This is a genomic window from Hymenobacter sp. APR13 (assembly GCF_000737515.1).
Taxonomy (GTDB): domain Bacteria; phylum Bacteroidota; class Bacteroidia; order Cytophagales; family Hymenobacteraceae; genus Hymenobacter.
This window is the reverse complement of record NZ_CP006587.1, coordinates 4245043-4262889: the sequence shown is the minus strand read 5'-3', so window position 1 is coordinate 4262889 and position 17847 is coordinate 4245043. Positions and strand designations below refer to the sequence as shown.

General features: G+C 65.1%; 16 protein-coding genes. 10 read left to right on the top strand and 6 right to left on the bottom strand.

The window, feature by feature from the left end:
* The first annotated feature begins 79 nt into the window (after nt 1–79).
* From N008_RS17830 to N008_RS17815, 4 genes are all read left to right on the top strand, one after another.
* Nucleotides 80–964 (top strand): hypothetical protein, encoded by an 885-nt coding sequence (locus N008_RS17830; protein WP_044017709.1) that lies wholly within the window; start codon nt 80–82, stop codon nt 962–964.
* 172 nt (nt 965–1136) lie between these two features.
* Entirely contained in the window at nt 1137–2438 is a 1302-nt protein-coding gene (locus N008_RS17825) for a bifunctional folylpolyglutamate synthase/dihydrofolate synthase (protein ID WP_044017708.1), read from the top strand.
* A 112-nt stretch (nt 2439–2550) separates the two neighbouring features.
* On the top strand, nt 2551–3213 hold the full coding sequence (trmB, locus tag N008_RS17820; RefSeq protein ID WP_044017707.1) for a tRNA (guanosine(46)-N7)-methyltransferase TrmB: 663 nt from the start codon (nt 2551–2553) through the stop codon (nt 3211–3213).
* 55 nt (nt 3214–3268) lie between these two features.
* On the top strand, nt 3269–4108 hold the full coding sequence (locus N008_RS17815; RefSeq protein WP_044017706.1) for a maleylpyruvate isomerase N-terminal domain-containing protein: 840 nt from the start codon (nt 3269–3271) through the stop codon (nt 4106–4108).
* Nucleotides 4109–4138: 30 nt separating this feature from the next.
* Here the strand turns inward: N008_RS17815 and N008_RS17810 are convergent, their stop codons facing one another.
* Nucleotides 4139–4768, bottom strand: coding sequence for a hypothetical protein (locus N008_RS17810; protein ID WP_044017705.1), 630 nt, complete (start codon nt 4766–4768; stop codon nt 4139–4141).
* A 194-nt stretch (nt 4769–4962) separates the two neighbouring features.
* Between N008_RS17810 and mnmA the strand changes: the two genes are divergently transcribed.
* The 6 genes from mnmA (at nt 4963) to N008_RS17780 (ending at nt 12741) form a co-directional block, all read left to right on the top strand.
* Nucleotides 4963–6135, top strand: coding sequence for a tRNA 2-thiouridine(34) synthase MnmA (gene mnmA, locus N008_RS17805; protein ID WP_071884564.1), 1173 nt, complete (start codon nt 4963–4965; stop codon nt 6133–6135).
* A gap of 18 nt (nt 6136–6153) precedes the next feature.
* Nucleotides 6154–6921, top strand: coding sequence for a hypothetical protein (locus N008_RS21900; RefSeq protein ID WP_156109387.1), 768 nt, complete (start codon nt 6154–6156; stop codon nt 6919–6921).
* A 161-nt stretch (nt 6922–7082) separates the two neighbouring features.
* Nucleotides 7083–8804 carry a S8 family peptidase gene (locus N008_RS17795; RefSeq protein ID WP_081910873.1) on the top strand — a complete coding sequence of 574 codons (1722 nt, stop codon included), beginning with the start codon at nt 7083–7085 and terminating at the stop codon, nt 8802–8804.
* A 124-nt stretch (nt 8805–8928) separates the two neighbouring features.
* The gene (locus N008_RS17790) at nt 8929–9240 is read left to right on the top strand and encodes a hypothetical protein (RefSeq protein ID WP_156109386.1); all 312 of its coding nucleotides are present in this window, start codon (nt 8929–8931) and stop codon (nt 9238–9240) included.
* A 227-nt stretch (nt 9241–9467) separates the two neighbouring features.
* The gene (gene rpe, locus N008_RS17785; protein ID WP_231569739.1) at nt 9468–10172 is read left to right on the top strand and encodes a ribulose-phosphate 3-epimerase; all 705 of its coding nucleotides are present in this window, start codon (nt 9468–9470) and stop codon (nt 10170–10172) included.
* 1 nt (nt 10173) lies between these two features.
* A complete protein-coding gene (locus tag N008_RS17780) occupies nt 10174–12741 on the top strand; it encodes a carboxypeptidase-like regulatory domain-containing protein (protein WP_081910872.1) in 2568 nt (855 codons plus the stop codon).
* Nucleotides 12742–12841: 100 nt separating this feature from the next.
* Here the strand turns inward: N008_RS17780 and N008_RS23645 are convergent, their stop codons facing one another.
* From N008_RS23645 to N008_RS17750, 5 genes are all read right to left on the bottom strand, one after another.
* Nucleotides 12842–13894 carry a cupin domain-containing protein gene (locus tag N008_RS23645; RefSeq protein ID WP_197062893.1) on the bottom strand — a complete coding sequence of 351 codons (1053 nt, stop codon included), beginning with the start codon at nt 13892–13894 and terminating at the stop codon, nt 12842–12844.
* Between the two features lie 50 nt (nt 13895–13944).
* Entirely contained in the window at nt 13945–14856 is a 912-nt protein-coding gene (locus N008_RS17765; RefSeq protein WP_231569738.1) for a helix-turn-helix domain-containing protein, read from the bottom strand.
* Between the two features lie 31 nt (nt 14857–14887).
* The gene (locus N008_RS17760) at nt 14888–15643 is read right to left on the bottom strand and encodes a sterol desaturase family protein (RefSeq protein ID WP_052381902.1); all 756 of its coding nucleotides are present in this window, start codon (nt 15641–15643) and stop codon (nt 14888–14890) included.
* Between the two features lie 203 nt (nt 15644–15846).
* Entirely contained in the window at nt 15847–16410 is a 564-nt protein-coding gene (locus tag N008_RS17755) for a Crp/Fnr family transcriptional regulator (RefSeq protein ID WP_044017701.1), read from the bottom strand.
* A gap of 218 nt (nt 16411–16628) precedes the next feature.
* Nucleotides 16629–17546, bottom strand: coding sequence for a DUF2911 domain-containing protein (locus N008_RS17750; protein WP_081910871.1), 918 nt, complete (start codon nt 17544–17546; stop codon nt 16629–16631).
* Nucleotides 17547–17847: the final 301 nt, after the last annotated feature.

The window sequence follows — 17847 nt, the reverse complement described above, 5'->3', positions numbered from 1 at the left end:
TTTCGTCGCTGGTTAGCGCAGCTGAAACCCTCAGTGAACAAGCAGCCGAAAAACGAAAATCAAACAGCGAATAACGACCATGGAATACCGCGAAGAACATCGGAAGGAAGCCTTGGTTGGCACCGTGCTGCTGCACGCGGCCCTGGCTGCCGTGTTCTTCTTCACCGTGTTCAAAGGTCCTGACCCGCCCCTCGACGCGCTGGGCGGCGACGGCGTGGAGCTGAACTACGGCGTGGACGAGGCCGGCTCCGGCGACATCCAGAGCCTGGCCACCGCCAACGACTCGCGCAACCGCGAGGACAGCCGCCCGCCCGCTTCCAACCCCGACCCGCAGCCCACGCCGCCCCAGCCTCAGACGGCGCCGCCCGTACCGCAGCAGGCCGCCGAGGCCCGCACCGTCACGAGTGAGGCCGAGGAAAGCCCCGTAACCGCTCCGCCCGTGGAAAAACCGTCGCCGGCTCCGCGTGAGGAGGTGAAGGAAGCGCCCCGGCCCGTGGAGCGCCCGCGCACGCTCTACACGCCCAAAGGCAGCGCCAACGGTGGCGGCAACGGCGTAAACGGCAGCAGCAACGCGCCCACCGGCAACAACAACGGCGACCGGCCCGGCTCCGTCGGCGACCAGGGCGACCCGAACGGCTCACTGGATGCCAAGGCCCTCTACGGGCAGCCTGGTAGCGGCGGCAGCGGCAGCAGCCCCGGCTCCGGTGGCCTCGAAATGAGCGGCTGGGCCTTCGTGAACCGGCCCACGGCTCCGGCTATCGACAACAACTCGGGCTTCGTGCGCTTCAAGATTAAAGTGAGTGCCGACGGCGAAGTGGAAGCCGTGACCAAAGTGTCCGGCAACGTGTCGGCGGCGCAGGAGCGGGCCTGCCGCGACGCGCTGGAAAACGCCGAGTTCCGCCGCACCAACTCCGCCAACGGCGGCGGCACCGGCTTCTACACGTTCCGCTTCACAGTCCGCTAGACTTTCAAACGCTTAAAACCATACCGGGCCGCCGGCTGGAGAAATCCGGCCGGCGGCTTTGTTTTGAGGGCAGTAGCGCGAACTTTGTAGTTCGCGCCTTCGCGCCGTTCGGATGACTGCAACGGCGCGGGGACGTGAACTACAAAGTTCGCGCTACTGCTTTCCTGCCTCCATGACCTACGCCGAAACCCTTGACTACCTGTATAGCCAGCTGCCCATGTTTCAGCGGGTGGGCGAGGCGGGCTACAAGCCGGGTCTGGAGCGGACCGAGGCGCTGGCGGCGGCCATGGGCAACCCCGAGCGGCAGCTGCGCTGCGTGCACGTGGCGGGCACCAACGGCAAGGGCAGCAGCTCCAACCTGCTGGCGGCGGTGCTGCAGGCAGCCGGCTACAAGGTGGGCCTCTACACCTCACCGCACCTCAAGGAATTTACGGAGCGCATCAAAATCAACGGGCAGGACCTGACGCCGGAGTATCTGGTGGCGTGGGTGGCGCGCTGGCAGCCGCTGTTTGCCGAGCTGCAGCCCTCGTTTTTTGAGATGTGCGTGGCGCTGGCCTTCGCCTACTTCGCCGAGGAGCAGGTAGACGTGGCCGTGGTGGAAGTGGGGCTGGGCGGCCGCCTGGATTCCACCAACATCATCACGCCGCTCGTTTCGCTCATCACCAACATCAGCTACGACCACCAGAACCTGCTCGGCAACACGCTGCCGCTGATTGCGGGCGAGAAGGCTGGCATCATCAAGCCCGGCGTGCCGGCCATCATCAGCCAGACCCAGCCCGAGGTGCAGGCCGTGTTCGAGCAGAAAGCAGCGGCCGAACAGGCCCCGCTGCGCTTCGCCGACCAGCACTACCTGGCCGAACTGGCCGCGCCCACGGCCCCCGCCGACGACACCCAGCTCCTCACCATCACCCAACCCGACGGCCAGCTGCTGCTCTCCGAGCTGGAGCTGGGCTTGGTGGGCGACTACCAGCGCCTGAACCTGCCCGGCGTGCTGGCCGTGGTAGACGAGCTGCGCCGCCAGGGCCTCACGATTCCGGAGGCCGCCGTGCGCGAAGGACTGCGCGAGGTGCGCCGCCTCACCGGGTTTCTGGGCCGCTGGACCATTCTGGGCCGCCAGCCGCTGGTTATCTGCGACACGGGCCACAACGAGGCGGGCATCCGCTTCATCGTGGGGCAGCTGGCGCGCCTGCCGATGCAGCGGCTGCACTTTGTGCTGGGCGTGGTGAATGACAAAGACGTAAGCAAGATGCTGAGTCTGCTGCCTCAGCACGCCACCTACTATTTCTGCCAGGCCACCATTCCGCGAGCCATGCCGGCCGCGGAGCTGGCCGAGCGCGCCGCGGCCGTAGGCCTGCAGGGCCACGTCTACGGCCCGGTGCCGGTAGCCGTGCAGGCCGCCCGCGCCGCCGCCGGCCCCGATGATGTGGTGTTCATCGGGGGCAGTACCTTTGTGGTTGCCGAAGTGGACTTTTAGGGAGGTTGTTTTTTGTTGTTCGTCGTTTGTTTTTCGGCGACGCATTGAACAATGAAAAACTGCCGGCCCATTTGCTTCGAAAAACGAACGACGAACAACAAAAAACGACCCAGTGCCCCGTATCAAACTCCAACGCTTCGCCGAAAACGCCGAACGGCCCGACATTGTAGAACCCGGCAAAGCCAATTACGAGCAGCTGCGCGGCCGCTGGCACGAAGACTTCTTCGGCACGCCGCACCCCATTACGCTGGAAGTGGGCTGCGGCAAGGGCGAATACACGGTGGGCCTGGCCGCCCGCTACCCGGAGCGCAGCTTTCTGGGCCTCGACATCAAGGGCGAAAGAATCTGGCGCGGCAGCAAGCGGGCCGAGGAGCAGGGTTTGCGCAACGTCGGCTTCGTGCGCACCCGGGCCCACGATCTGCTGCAGCATTTCGCGCCCGCCGAGCTGGCCGAAATCTGGATAACCTTCCCCGATCCGCGCCCGCGCGACCGGGACATCAAGCGCCGCCTGACCTCGCCGCGCTTCCTCGACCTGTACCGGCAGATTCTACAGCCCGGCGGCCTCGTGCACCTCAAAACCGACAACGAAGCCCTGTTCGACTACACCCTGGAAGTGCTGGCCGAGCGGTCCGGCGTCCAGATTCTGGCCCAGACCAAAGACCTCTACGCCACGCCCGAGCTGCTCCCGCATGCCGAGGACATCGTCACGAACTTCGAGAGCAAGTACCGCGCCCAGGGCGTGCCCATCAAATACGTGCAGTTTCAGCTGAGTTAGGTTCCCACAAACAGCCTTCCGGCAGCATAGAACGCTCCGCGCCATAGTCGAAAGTATGCAATCACTGCCCGTTCTGGATACTGCGCACCTGTTCCCGGTGGTGGATGCGCACCTGATTGCGTTGCTGCGGGCTCTGGCCCCGGCCGACTGGGAGCAACCCACGCTGGCCCCGCAATGGCGGGTGCGCGACGTGGCCCTGCACCTGCTCGACGGAAACCTGCGGACCTTGTCCATGCTGCGCGACGGGCATTTTGGGGGCGCCGGGCCCGCCAGCCCGGCCTACGCCGACGTGGTGAAGTACCTCAACGGCCTCAACAACGAGTGGGTAGCTGCAGGCCAGCGTCTCAGCCCAGCCATCCTCACGTGGCTGCTGGAGCTGAGCGGGCCGGCCTACAGTGCCTATATCAGTTCGTTGCCGCCTTTTGAGGTTGCCGCCTTCCCAGTGGCCTGGGCCGGCGAAGAAACGTCCCTCAACTGGTTTCACGTAGCCCGCGAATACACCGAAAAGTGGCACCACCAGCAGCAGATCCGGCAGGCGGTAGGGCAGGAGGCGGCGCTTTTCGCGCCCGAGCTGTATCAGCCGTTTCTGAGTACCTGCCTGCGGGCGTTGCCGCACCACTACCGTAAGGTGTCGGCCCCGGCGGGCGCGGTGGTGGCGCTGGCCATTACGGGCGCGGGGGGCGGCAGCTGGTATCTGCGGCGGGCCGCAACCAGCTGGGAGCTGGGCACCGGATATACCGGGCCGGTAGCTACCCAAATTATACTGGACGGAAGCGTGGCGTGGCGACTGTTCACGAAAAGCCTGCCGCGCGAGCTGGCAGTGCAGCACATGCAAGTGGAAGGCGACAGGGCGCTGGCCGACCCGCTGCTTGGTCTGATAACCGTGATGGCCTGACGGCCCGCTCGCGGCCCGACGCTGGTAGGCCTACGCCTCCAGCTCCTCGAACACGGCTTCCAGCTCGGTGAAGTCGCGCAGGCCGGGCTTGATTTCGTCGCCGCCTTCCAGCACGATGCCGGCGGGGCGCACCGTTTCCACCAGTTTCCGCACGGAGCCGCCGGTGCTGGCCGCAAAGCCGGCCCCCAGCCACAGCGGGAACATACGGGCCTGCTGGATGAGGTGGGTCAGCTGGGTGGCCGAAAGCGGCTGGGCAGGCGGCGTAGCCAGCACGAAGCCGGCCAGATGGTGTTGCTGGTCGCGGAAACGGGTGTCCACGTCTTCGGGCAGCATATCCGGAATCCAGGAAACTAGCTTCTGGGCCGGCAGTAGCAGCTGGGCTACGTCGGCGGGCGTGCGGCGCCGGTGCAGCAGCAGCCCGTGCAGGTTGCAGCGCTGGCCCAGCTCGTTGATGTCTTCAGCAGGCAGCTTCTCGAACTCGCCGACCAGCTCCACGCCGGCCACCCAGCCGCTGATTTCCTGCACGGCCTCGGGCGTGAGGTAGCCGGGCAGGGCCGGGTCGAGCAGGAAGGAAAGGCGGTCGGCGCCCATGCCGGCGCAGTAGCGGGCATCGGAGAGGTTGTTGATACCGCGCACCAGCACGGACGTAAGCAAGGCCATAGCAAAAACAGAATTAGACGGGCCAGCGGCTTAAAAGCGGCTGGCCGCAACGAACGGAGCGCGAAAGTACAGATTCCGGCCGGCCCGGCGCGTTTCTGCGGGCGGGTTTCGGCCGGGAAGAAACCACGAGCCCGCCGCGGTTGTTATCTTTGCCACTGCGGCCACGGGCCTTGACCCCGCGGGCGCCTCTTTCTATGACGCAATTTGCACCCTCGACGCCTGCTGCTCCGCGCGGCCGCGTCCTCGTCGCCATGAGCGGCGGCATTGATTCCTCGGTAGCGGCTGTGCTTCTGCACGAGCAGGGCTACGAAGTGGTGGGGATGACCATGAAAACCTGGGACTACGCCTCGGCCGGCGGCTCCAAAAAGGAAACCGGCTGCTGCTCCCTCGACAGCATCAACGACGCCCGCCAGATTGCCGTGGACCTCGGCTTTCCGCACTACATCATCGATATCCGGGATGAGTTCGGCGACTTCGTGATTTCCAACTTCACCGAGGAATACCTGGCCGGCCGCACGCCCAACCCCTGCGTGCTCTGCAACACCCACATCAAGTGGGATGCCCTGCTGCGCCGCGCCGACCAGCTCGGCTGCGAGTTCATTGCCACCGGCCACTACGCCCAGGTGCGCCACGAAGACGGCCGCTACGTTATCAGCAAAGGCCTCGACGAAAACAAAGACCAGAGCTACGCGCTGTGGGGCGTCAGCCAGGAAAGCCTGGCCCGCACGCTGTTTCCGCTGGGCAAGATGCGCAAAACCGAAATCTACGACGAGGCGCGCCGCCGCGGCTTCACCGAGCTGGTGAACAAGCCCGAGAGCTACGAAATCTGCTTCATTCCCGACAACGACTACCGGGGCTTCCTGCGCCGCCGCGTGCCGGGCCTGGAGGAGCGCGTGGCGGGCGGCAAGTTTGTGCTGCGCGACGGCACCGTGCTCGGCACCCACGAAGGCTACCCGTTCTACACCATCGGGCAGCGCAAAGGGCTGGGCGTGGCGCTGGGCTACCCGGCCTACGTCACCGAAATCCGGCCCGATACCAACGAGGTGGTGCTGGGCAATTTCGATGACCTGGCCAGCACGCGCACCACGGTGGGCAAGCTGAACATGGGCAAGTTTGCTTCGCTGGAAGGCCGCGGGCTGGTGCCGAGCCGCACCAAAGTGCGCTACAACCACAACGGCGGCGCGGCCGCGTTCCTGGAGCAGATCGGCGACAAAATTCACGTCTACTTCGAGGAGCCCGTGCACGCCGTGACGCCCGGCCAGGCTGCCGTGTTCTACGACGGCGACGACGTGATTGGCGGCGGCTGGATTGAGCGCCACACCATCGGCGAAACTCCCGTATCTTCGGAAGCCGCGGCCGCCTGTTAGGCCGCACAACCTATGTTTATGAGCGCGAAATCCGTTGTTATTTCCGGGCTGCGGGCCCGCCGCTGGCTTGTGCCGGCCCTGCTGACGCTGGCCGTGGCCGGCTGCCAGAACGAAACCGAAACCCTGGAGCCCACCGACACCAGCTACTACCAGCCGGAAGTCGGCCAGTTCCGGATTTATGAGGTTTCGGACACGCTCTGGAACAACTACGTGCGCCAGCCACAGCCCCGGTTTCAGTTCCGGGAGCGGGTGGAGGAGAAGTTCACCGACGCCAGCGGCCGTACGGCCTACCGCGTGGTGCGCGCCCGCCGTAACTCGCCCACCGACGCCTGGCGCGACGACAGCGTGCTAGTCGTGAGCCCCTCGGCCACCAACGTGCTGGTGACCCGCAACAACCGCCGCACCGTGGAGCTGGTGTATCCGGTGCGCACCGGCTACTATTGGAACGGCAACGCCTTCAACGAGCAGAACCCGGTCGACAAGGCCGATTTCCACTACAAGCAGGTGGAAGCCCCGTTCACGACTACCAGCGCCGCCGGCCAGGCCACCACCTATCCTAAGACGGTTACGACCGGGCTGCGCGAAACCGATGCCGAAGACGGGGGCGAGTACATCAACGCTTTCTACTACTTCCGCAACCGTCAGGTGTATGCTGCTGGAGTAGGGCCGGTGTACCGGAGCCGCCGCCGCTTCATCTACTGCCCGCCCGGCAACTGCGTGCCCGACCCCACGCGGCCCTTCACCGGTTCCACCCGCACGGAAGTGCTGATAGAGTCTGGCCGCTAGCCGGGCCGGTTGCCCTTCGTATTGGATGCTGACTGTGCAGCCGCCGCCCCGTTATTACGGGCGGCGGCTGTTCTGTTGTAGGCCCGGTTGGCAGGAGCTGGCGTTGTCGGAGTACGAAGCCAAATTCGTATCTTCCGGCACGTCTACCAGCTGAGTTTTCCATGCAACACTCGTATTCCGCCTTGCTGGCGGGTTTAGTCCTGGCGGCCGCCGGTGCCGCGCTGCCCACTGCCACTCAGGCCCAGGCCATACCGGCTTCCGGCCAGGCCAACACCGTGCGCAAGCATCTGGTGTATTTCCGCGACAAAGCCGGCACACCCTTCACCGTGATCCAGCCGCAGGCCTACCTGTCGGCGCGGGCGGTGCAGCGGCGCACCCGCCAGAACATTGCCGTGCAGCCCCGCGACCTACCCGTAACGCCCGCCTACGTAACCCAGCTGAAGGCCGTGCCGGGCGCCACCGTGTGGTACACCTCGCGCTGGTTCAACGCCGCCGTGGTTTCCTGCGACTCGGCCACGCTACGCAACCTGCAGGCGTTGCCGTTTGTGCGTAGCGCCACCACCCTTACTCGCACGGCCGTCGCTGGCCCGGCCCCAGTGCGGCCCCGCAGCTTCGAGGATGCTGCTGACCCCACTCTGGACCGCACCCAGGCCAACCCTGTGTATGGCATTGCCTACAAGCAGGCTCAGATGATCGGGGCCGTTTCGCTGCACAACGCCGGCTTCCGGGGCGAGGGTATGCAGATTGCCGTGTTCGACTCCGGTTTTCCGGGCGTCAACCAGACCGCGCCGTTTGCCGCCATGCGCACGGAAAACCGCCTGGCCGACGTCTACAACTTTGTGGAGCGCAACGCGGCCGTGTACGGGCGCGACAGCCACGGCACGCACTGCCTGTCCACCATGGCCGCTAGCCAGACGGGTGCTTTCGTGGGCACTGCGCCCAAGGCCACGTTCCGGCTCTACATCACCGAGAACATCATCGGCGAAAACCCCATTGAGGAAGTGAACTGGCTGCTGGCCGCCGAGCGCGCCGACTCGGCCGGGGTGGACGTTATCAGCTCCTCGCTCGGCTATAGCACCTTCGACACGCCCTACGGCAACTACACCTACGCCGACCTGAACGGGCGCACCGCCATCAGCACCCGTGCCGCCACGCTGGCCGCCCGCGCCGGCATGGTGGTGGTGAACTCGGCCGGCAACGAGGGCAACAGCGCCTGGCAGCGTATTCTGGCTCCCGCCGACGCCGACTCCATCCTGGCCGTGGCCGCCGTCGACTCGTTTGGCCGGCGGGTGGGCTTCAGCTCCATCGGGCCCAGCGCCGATGGCCGCATCAAGCCCAATCTGGCCGCCATGGGCTCGCAGACCGCCATTGTGAACACGGCCGGCCAGCCCACGCGGGGCAGCGGCACGTCGTATGCCTGCCCGGTGCTGGCCGGACTGGTGGCCTGTTTCTGGCAGGCCAACCCCCGGCTCACGGCCCAGGAAGTAATCAGCTTCCTGCAGCGCTCGGCCTCGCAGGCCGCCGCGCCCAACAACCTGCTCGGCTACGGCCTACCCAACGGGGTGGCCGCTTACGCGCTGGCCAACCCCGGCACGCCGCTGTCGGCCGGCCAGCCCCGGGCCGTGGGGGGGCAGCTGGTGCTCTACCCCAACCCGGTGCAGGGGCAGGAGCTGAACCTGGAAGTGAGTGAGGCGCTGCGCGGCAAGCCGCTGCACGTGCGCTTCTACGACGCCCGGGGCGCGCTGGTAGCCGAGCAGCAGCTGCCGGCTACCACGGCTGCCGTGCTGCGGCTGCAGCCCGGCCCGCTGGCCCGCGGCATCTACACCTGCGACGTGACGGCGGGCAGCACTACCCGGCGCACGGTGCGGTTTGTGAAGCAATAAAAAGCCAGCCAGGTTAGTAGCGTAAGCGAATAATTTTAGTACCTTGGAAAGGAATTCGGACGAACCGGATTCCTTTCTTTTTTTCAGGGGAAAACCTCCCACAAGCCGCAATACCATGTTGCAAATGATGATTTCGAAGCGTCTGGGGCGTCGCCAGTTCCACTTCACCGTGCAGGGAGCCAATCTGCACGAAGTCGTAACCGAGTATGAGCGGCTCAGCTTTCCGGATGTGGCCAAGTGCGGCATCTGCGGCTCCGACAACCTCGACCTGACCGCCCGCGTGGCCCAGGATAAGTTCAAATACACCTCGCTCCGCTGCCTGGACTGCCGCGCCGACGTCACGTTCGGCAAGCGCCAGGAAGACGACCAGACGTATTTTCTGCGCAAAAACGAAGAAGGCAAGCTTGACTGGCGCGCCTACGAGAAGGGTAACTAAGTAGAGCAGAAACTGAGTACTTCAATGCTCTGCAAATAGGAGAGGCGCCGGCGGCAACGTCCGGCGCTTTTTTTTTGTGGAGGCCGGCCGGCGGCAGAATACCAGATGGGGGCAGTTGGTCGTTTGGGTGAGCAGCCTGAAATGCCTGGCATGCCAGCGGCTAACTTTTATTGTATACTCAGCTACTCCACTACTCAGTTACTCCTTACTCTTTCTACCTTCGCGGTATGACTCAAAACCGCCGCCCGATGCCGTTGCTGGCTCCTTCTTTGCTTGCTGCCGACTTCGGCAACCTCCAGGCCGAAACTGAGCGCCTCGCCGGCAGCGCCGCCGACTGGCTGCACTGCGACGTGATGGACGGCCGCTTCGTGCCCAACATCTCCTTTGGCATTCCGGTGCTGCAGGCCATCCACCGCCACGCCAAGCAGCCGCTCGACGTGCATTTGATGATTGAGGAGCCCCAGCACTACCTGAGCGCCTTCCGCGACGCCGGCGCCCACAACCTCACGGTACACTACGAGGCCTGCACGCACCTGCACCGCGTTATCCAGCAGATCAAGCAGCTGGGCTGCAATGCCGGCGTGGCCCTGAACCCGCACACGCCCGTGGGCGTGCTCGAAGACGTGGCCGCCGACCTGGATTTGGTGTGCATTATGTCGGTGAACCCCGGCTTTGGCGGGCAGGCCTTCATCCCGAACACGCTGCGAAAAGTAGCCGCCCTGAAAGAGCTGCTGGTGGACTGCGGCTCGTCGGCGCTGATTGAGATTGATGGCGGCGTAACCAGCGAAAACGCTTCGGCCCTGGTGGAAGCCGGCGCCGACGTGCTGGTGGCCGGCTCGTTTGTGTTCAACGCCCCCGATCCGGTGGCCACCCTGGCCGAGCTGCGCGCCCAGCTGGCCGCTACGGTCGGTGCCGAAGAAGCCCGCCGCTAGTATGCCGCACCGTTCCTCTGGCTTGCCCGGTCTGCCGCGGGCTTTGCGCGTGGCGCTGCTGCTGCTGAGCCCGGCGCCGCTGGCACTGCTGCCGGCCTCGGCCGTATGGGCCCAGACCACGGAGCGCATCACGCTCAGCGGCACCGTGCGCGACGCCGCCGGCCAGCCGCTGGAGCAGGTGGGCGTGGGCGTGGAAGGCCAGCCCGGCGGCACCGTGACGGACTCGAAAGGCCGCTTCTCGCTGCAGGTGCCGCGCACGGGCCGGCCGGCGGTGCTGGTGGCGCGCAGCCTGCGCTACCGCGCCCAGCGCCTGCCCGTGGTGCTGAGCGAAGACCGCGCCGAGCTAAGCCTGACGCTGCAGACAGATTCCCGCACGCTGGGCAACGTGACCGTGCGCGCCCGCACCGACGAGGCCGACACCCGCGAGCAGGTGAGCATGATCCGGCTCGACCCGCGCACGGCCAAGGTGCTGCCCTCGCCGTTCGGCGACTTCAACGCCATCCTCAAAACCCTGCCCGGCGTGCAGTCCACCAACGAGCTGACGAGCACGTACTCGGTGCGGGGCGGCAACTACGACGAAAACCTGGTCTACGTCAACGGCATTGAGATTTACCGGCCGTTTCTGGTGACCACGGCGCAGCAGGAAGGCCTGAGCTTCGTGAATCCGGACCTGGTGAACAAGGTGGAATTCTCGACCGGCGGCTGGCAGCCCAAGTACGGCGACAAGCTGGCCTCGGTGCTGAGCATCGACTACAAGCAGCCCACCAAATTCGCGGCTTCGGCCACTGGCAGCCTGGTGGGCGGGGCCCTGCACGTGGAGGCTACCTCGCCGGGCAAGCGCCTGAGCTACCTGGCCGGCATCCGCTACAAGAATGCCACCTACGTGCTCAGCTCGCTGAACCAGGCGCAGGGCGGCTACAATCCCACGTTCTACGACGGGCAGGCCTACCTCAACGCCAACCTGGGGCCCAAGGGCAACGAAGACCGCACCTCGCTGGGCGTGCTGGCCACCTTCGCCCACAACGACTACCGCTTCACGCCCGAGTCCGGGCAGGCTACGTTCAGCACCGCCACCAACCAGGCCACGCGCTTGTTTATCGTATATCAGGGCCGGGAGCGGATGCAGTACGACATGGCCCAGGGCGGCCTGAGCTTGAAGCACAACTTCTCACCGCGCCTGCAGGGCGAGGTGCTGGGCGGGCTGGTGTACTCGCGCGAGCTGGAATACCGCGACGTGGAAGCCAGCTACAGTCTGGCCGACATCAACCGCGACCCGACCTCGCGCGATTTCGGGCAGGCCGTGCGCCAGCGGGCCGTGGGCAAGCGCTTCGACCACTCGCGCAACACGCTGCAGGCGGCCATTGCCACGGCCGAAGCCCGCGCCCGCTGGACGCCCGGCAGCCGCAACACCGTGCGCTTCGGGGTGAAAACCGGCCGCGAGCGAATCGAGGACGTGCTCAACGAGTACAGCTTCGCCGACTCGGCCGACTTCGTGCCCGATGCGCGCCGCACGCGCCTGGTAGCCGACCTCGACCTGCAAAGCACCCGCACCCAGGGCTACGCTCAGCACACCATCGAGCTGGATTCGCTGCGTACGCTTACGTACGGCGTGCGGGCGCATTGGTGGTCCGTCAACCAGCAGCTGGTGGTGAGCCCGCGGGTGCAGTACTCGTTTATTCCGCGCAGCCGGCCCAACCACTCCTATAAGGTAGCGGCCGGGGTGTACTACCAGCCGCCGTTTTACCGCGAGCTGCGCGACCAGCAGGGCAGCCGCCCCACGCCGGGCAGCCCGCTGGTGGTGGAAGCGCGCCTCAACCCCGAGCTGCGGGCCCAGCGCTCCATGCACTTCATCGTGGGCAATGAAATCCGGTTTCAGCAGTACGGCCGGCCGTTCCGGTTCACGGGCGAGGCCTATTTCAAGTACATGACCGACGTGGTGCCCTACGACGTCGACAACGTGCGCCTGCGCTACTTCGCCAAAAACCTGGCCACGGCCTACGCCGCCGGCGCCGACTTCCGGGTGGGCGGCGAGTTCGTGAACGGGGCCGAATCGTGGTTTACGCTGGGCGTGCTCACCACCCGCGAAAACCTGCAGGGCGACTCGCTCAATCTGTTTGAGCCCAACAGTGTCGGGGCCGACAGCTTAGTGGGCCGGGAAGCCAAGGGCTACATCCGCCGCCCCCAGGATCAGCGCCTCAACTTCGGCATCTTCTTCCAGGACCATCTGCCCAACAACCCGTCGGTGCGGGGCTATGTGAATTCGGTGTTTGGCACCGGCCTGCCGTTCAGCCCGCCCAACAACGAGCAGGAACGCGGCACCACCAAGCTCACCCGGGCCTACTGGCGCGTGGATCTGGGCTTTTCCAAGGTGCTGACCCTGAACACCGAGCCCGACCGGCGCCTGGGCCGCCTGGAAAGCCTGTGGCTGGGCCTGGAAGTGCTGAACGTGCTGGCCCGCAACAACGTGGCCGGCTACAGCTACGTGCAGGACCTGAACGGCCGCACCTACGCCGTGCCCAACTACCTCTCGCAGCGTCTCGTGAACCTGCGCGTCATTGCCCGCTTCTAAGCCGCGCGCTCCGCGTCAGGATAGAATTTTCAGGCCCCGGGCCCGGTAGCTGCTAGCTGCCGGGCCCGTCTGTTTTTGCCTTATGGCAGCAGTGGGTCGGCTAACGAAACGCCAGCGGCGGCCCTACCACGCGCATGTCGTGGCGGGCAAAGAGGGCAGCGGCCTGGCCAGGTGTAGGTGGGACTTGGAAGGCGGCCGCGGCCCGGAAAAAGTCTTCCATGCGGCCGGCAGGCTGAAAGCCGTAGAGTAGCCGTCCCGTGTCGGAGAGCTGGGCGAAGGTATGCGGCACGTTGCGGGGCAGGAAGATAAAGTCGCCGGCTGACAGCGTGTGCTCGGCCTCGCCGACCCGGAACCGGTAGGTGCCGCTCAGCACGTAGAAGGTTTCGTCTTGGCGGGGGTGCACGTGCAGGGGCGGGCCGCCGCGCTCCGCCCCGCGGTACTCAAACAAGCTGAACGCGCCGCCGGTATCCTGGGCGGCCACCTTAAGACTGTTGGTGCTGGGTCCCAGCTGCGTCTGGCCGTGGGGTGGCCGCGCGGTGCCGGCCCGCACCACGAAGCCGGCCGCAAACTCCGCGCTCAGCTCATAGTGTTCGGTCGGCGACAAGCCCGGCCCCACGTTCTGCAGGCCATGCTCGGCATTGACGCGGGCCAGCGCGTCCGGGGAAAGGGGCGCCTTCTGTCGGCTCATGTACACAAAAAACTCTTCCAGCCGGCCCGCGGGCAGCAGCCAGTACAGCAGCTGGCCCCGGGCGGAGCGTTGCACCCAGGTGTGCGGCAGCTGGCGCGGCAAAAACACCGTGTCGCCGGCTTGCAGCAGCAGCTTCCGCTCGCCCAGCTGAAACAGGTACTCGCCCTCCACCACGTAGAATATTTCATCCTGCGCCAGGTGGCGGTGCAGCGACGGGCCGGCTGGTTCAAGCCCCGTGTAGTCGAAGAACGCCAGGGCGCCGCCAGTGTCGCGGGCGGAAAGCTTGAGGTCGTTGGGATTGATGCCGTGGAAGGGAGTCGGGACGCCGAAGCGGCTCTGGCCCGCCCGCACCACCAGGCCGGCCGGGGACGGAGCAGTTTGGGCCGCCACCGGCCAGGCCTCGCCCAGCAGGGGAAAGGCACACAAAGAGGGGAGGGCCGAAACCAGAAAATCGCGCCGTTGCATAGCTCTGAGGGTTGGTGAGTATGCGAAAGGTAGAGGCGCAGGCCAGGGAGTTAGTGGTAAGAATCGGACGTTTCTGCCTGCCCAAACACGCGCTCCGGTGCCTGGCCCTCGTGCAACAGAAAGGCGTTGGGCGAAAGGCCCGTGAACTGGCGGAAGTCGCGGGCCAGGTGCTGGTAGTCGTGGTAGCCCACGGCCAGGGCAACGCTCAGCCAATCCGTCAGCGGCTGGGCGTTTTTCAGACGCATGGCCTGGCCGAAGCGGGCTATGCGCGCAAACAGCTTGGGGCTGATGCCCTGCCGCTCCACAAACTGCCGGTGAAACTGCCGTCCGCTCATGCAGGCCTGCCCGGCCAGCCAGTCGAGGGAGGTCTGGCCGGGGTGGCACAGCAGGTACTCGGTGGCCTTATGAAACGCCGGCCGGTAATCGGGCCGGGCCCGGCGGATCAGCCGGGCCAGAAACGCTTCTACTACCGGAATCATGTCGGGATAGTGGCGGGTGTTGCGCAGCTGTTCGCTCACCTGCCGGATTTCGCCGGCAAACACAGTTTCGGCGTCCAGCAAGGTGTCGTTGAGCTCGGCCAGCGGCAGGCCCGTGAGGCGGTGCAGGGCCCCGGGCTGAAACACCACCTGCAACACCAGGAAGTCGCGCCCCACGTGTCGGCTGGTCAGGAGCGTGGGCTGCCCGGCCAGCCGGCACGCGGGGCTGGTCTGCAACGGTCCGCTGAGGCCCTGTGCCACCTGCTCCGGGTCGCGCGGGAAAAAGCTCAGGCAGTTTTCGGCCCGTGGCCAGTAGGCTTTCACCGGCAGTTGCGTCATCTCCGCCGGAAAGTGGCAGCCTACTATCTGCAGCTGCCGCACGTAGTCGCGCAGGCCGGGGCTGGGCAGTCGGTAGTCGAACACGGGCGTCATCATGGCGGAGGCAGGCCGGAACGTAAGCGTGGGGAACAGGCAGAAGATACGCAAACCTCCGGTGCGTTGCGCGGCTGTCACATGCTTATGTGGCCGGCGTGCCGGGTGCGGGTACCTGGGTGGGCTCCTCGTGCACGTCGCGGAAGAGCAGCATGGGCAGCAGGCGTTCTTCTTTGTCGGCGTCGAAGCCGCAGGTGGCCTGGAACTCGCGCGGGTTGTGGTAGGTGCCGAACAGCCAGTCCCAGAGCGGCAGGTCGCCGTAGTTGTGGCTATGCTTCTGGTATTCGTGGTGGATGCGGTGCATTTCGGGCCGCTGAAACACGTAGCCGATCCACTGGGGCGTGCGCACGTTGGTGTGGTAGAAGAACTCGCCCAGCGCGGTGCAAAGCGTGTACACGGCCCCGGCGGCCGGGCTCAGGCCCAGCAGCGTGAATACCAGCAAACCGCCCAGAATGGAGTTGACTGTCATTTCCAGCGGGTGCTTGTAGAAGGAGGTAATTACCTCGATGCGCCGGGGGCTGTGATGGATCTGGTGAAAGTGCCGCCACAGGAAATCGACGGTATGCCGCCAGCGGTGCCACCAGTAGAACACGAATGTGGCCACCACATAGGCCAGCACGCCGCCCGCCACCGGCCCCACGTGCCGCGAGAGGTGAAACACCGAGTATTCCGACAGCCACTTTTCCCAGCTCACGCCCGCCAGCAGCACCACGCCCAGTTGGGCCGCGTTGATGGCCAGCACGCGTAGCGGCCACGACGAAATCCGGGGCAGCGGCCAGCCCGGAATCAGGCGTTCCAGCAAGAAGCAGCCGGCAAACGCCAGCAGAATAGAGCCGAGCATGGGCGGAAAATCCAGCTGAGGCAGGAGGGAAGAACTGTCGCTAACGGACAGCAGCATCGTACTACACATAAAAGTCTGAGCTTGGTGAAAACATGCTCAAAGTTGCCCGGGCTGGCAGTGCTTTCTCTTGATCTATATCAAGTTCGTTGTGCGTGCTTCCTAGCTAATACACGAATCACGAACTACACACAACGAACCACGCCCTACGCCCGGGCGCGCAGGCGGCTGAGGGTTTCGGGGGTGAGGCCGAGGTGGGAGGCAATGTGCTTGAGTGGCACGTGCTGGAAGATTGCCGGGAAGTCGCGCAGCAGCAGCTGATAGCGCTCGGCAGCGGGCAGCATCCGCAGGCGCAAGGCCCGCTGTTCGCTGAGTACATAATAGCGCTCCGTCAGCACGCGCCCCACAAAGTTGAACTCCGGAAACTGCCGGTACAGTTGCTGCAGCTGTTCCCACGACAACGACCACAGCACGCAGTCGGTGAGCAGCTCTACGTACTCGTGCGACGGTTGCCGCGAAAAGAAGCTCAGGATGGACACCACAAAGTCGCCGTCGCGCATAAACCACGCCGATACGTCCTTGCCCTCGTGCAGCGAGTAGCCGCGCACCACACCGCGTTCCACAAAATACAGCCGCCCCGCCACCTGGCCCGGCTGCAGCAGCTGATGCCGCCGCGGCAGCTCCTCGCGCCGTACCAGCTGCGTCAGGGCCAGTTGCAGGCCGTCGGAAAGTGGACAGATGGTCTGGCACACCTGCAGAAAAGGGCCCATGTGCAGCCTGGTGAAGACGTGAATGGAATGCTAAGAATGAAAGTGCTGAAACTACAGTAGGTTCAGGCCGCCAAGAAACGAAGAAAGCAGGCTCGCGGCCTGCTTTCTTCTAAATTCACCTGTCACCTGTCACCTGTCACCTGTCACCTGTCACCTCATCACCTCATCACCTCATCACCTCATCACCTCATCACCTCATCACCTCATCACCTCATCACCTAATACGCTTTGCCCTGCCACTCAATGAGGGCGGTGCGCATGGTGGGGAGTTGGGATTTGAAGGCTACATCGTCTTTGTCGCCCATCTTGATGGCCTTGCGGCCGTAGACGATGGCCGTGTCGTAATCGAGCTTGGAAGCCAGCAGGCGCGCCTTGATCCAGTTGTTGGTGTACACGTCGCGCAGCCGGATGGACTCATTGATGAAATACAGGGCCCGCTCGGCCTGCAGGTTGTTTTGCACCAGATAGTCGGCGGCCTGGGCCAGCAGCTGCCAGTCGCCGGGGCGCTGGGCCACGGCCTTTTCGATGCCGGCCACCACCTTGGCCTGCACGTTGGTGTCAATGTAGAGGCTGACGGTTTTCTTTTCCCAGCTCAGGTTGAGGTGGGCCGAGCCGGGCTTCACGTCGGAAAACCAGTAAAGCAGCGTTTCGTGGAAGGCCGATACTTCTGGCACCACCGGCACGCGCAGCACGTCGTCCTTTTGGTCGTAGCCCTCGGCGCCCCAGTGCGTGGTCACGCGGTTGAACACCATGTCCCAGTCTTGGTCGGAGCGGGGGAAGACGTAGAACGAGTACTTGCCGGCCGGCAGGGTTTTGCCGTTCACCCGCACGGTATCGGCGAAGGTGATGACCGTGTTTTCGTTGGCGCCCGCCCGCCAGATCTGGCCGTAGGGCACCAGGCCTTCCCAGATAACGCGGTTACGGACGCTGGGGGCGTGGTAGTCCAGATTCACTTCCGACAGGCCGACGGTGTGTGAGAGCAGCACATGGGGGCTGGCCTGCGGTAGCGGCAGCAGCGAAGCCGGCGGCATAGCCGGGGCGGGGCCGGTCTGGGCCAGGGCGCCGGAAACAGCCCCCACACTCAGCAGCAGGCCGCAGATACCGGGAACAACAAGTTGAACGAAGGAACGACGCATAGGATAGCAACAGATGGCAGGAGGGAAGCGGGCCGGGAATCAGGCTGATGTAGGAGCAGCAGAAACAATGATGCCAATAATCAGTTTAAGGCAAACGGGAGGGCAAAGGTCCGGGTTCTACAGAATTTTTGCCGGATTTAATTTCGTTCTGACCGATTCCCGTGTACTTTTGCCCCGCAACTCTGCTTCTATGCCTGCATCTGCCGCGCTTTTCTTCTGCACCATCAGCCCCGGGGCCGCGTCCGCTACGAGCGGCGCCCTGGTTGGGCTGCGCGCGGCGCATCATCATCTGCACGGCCAC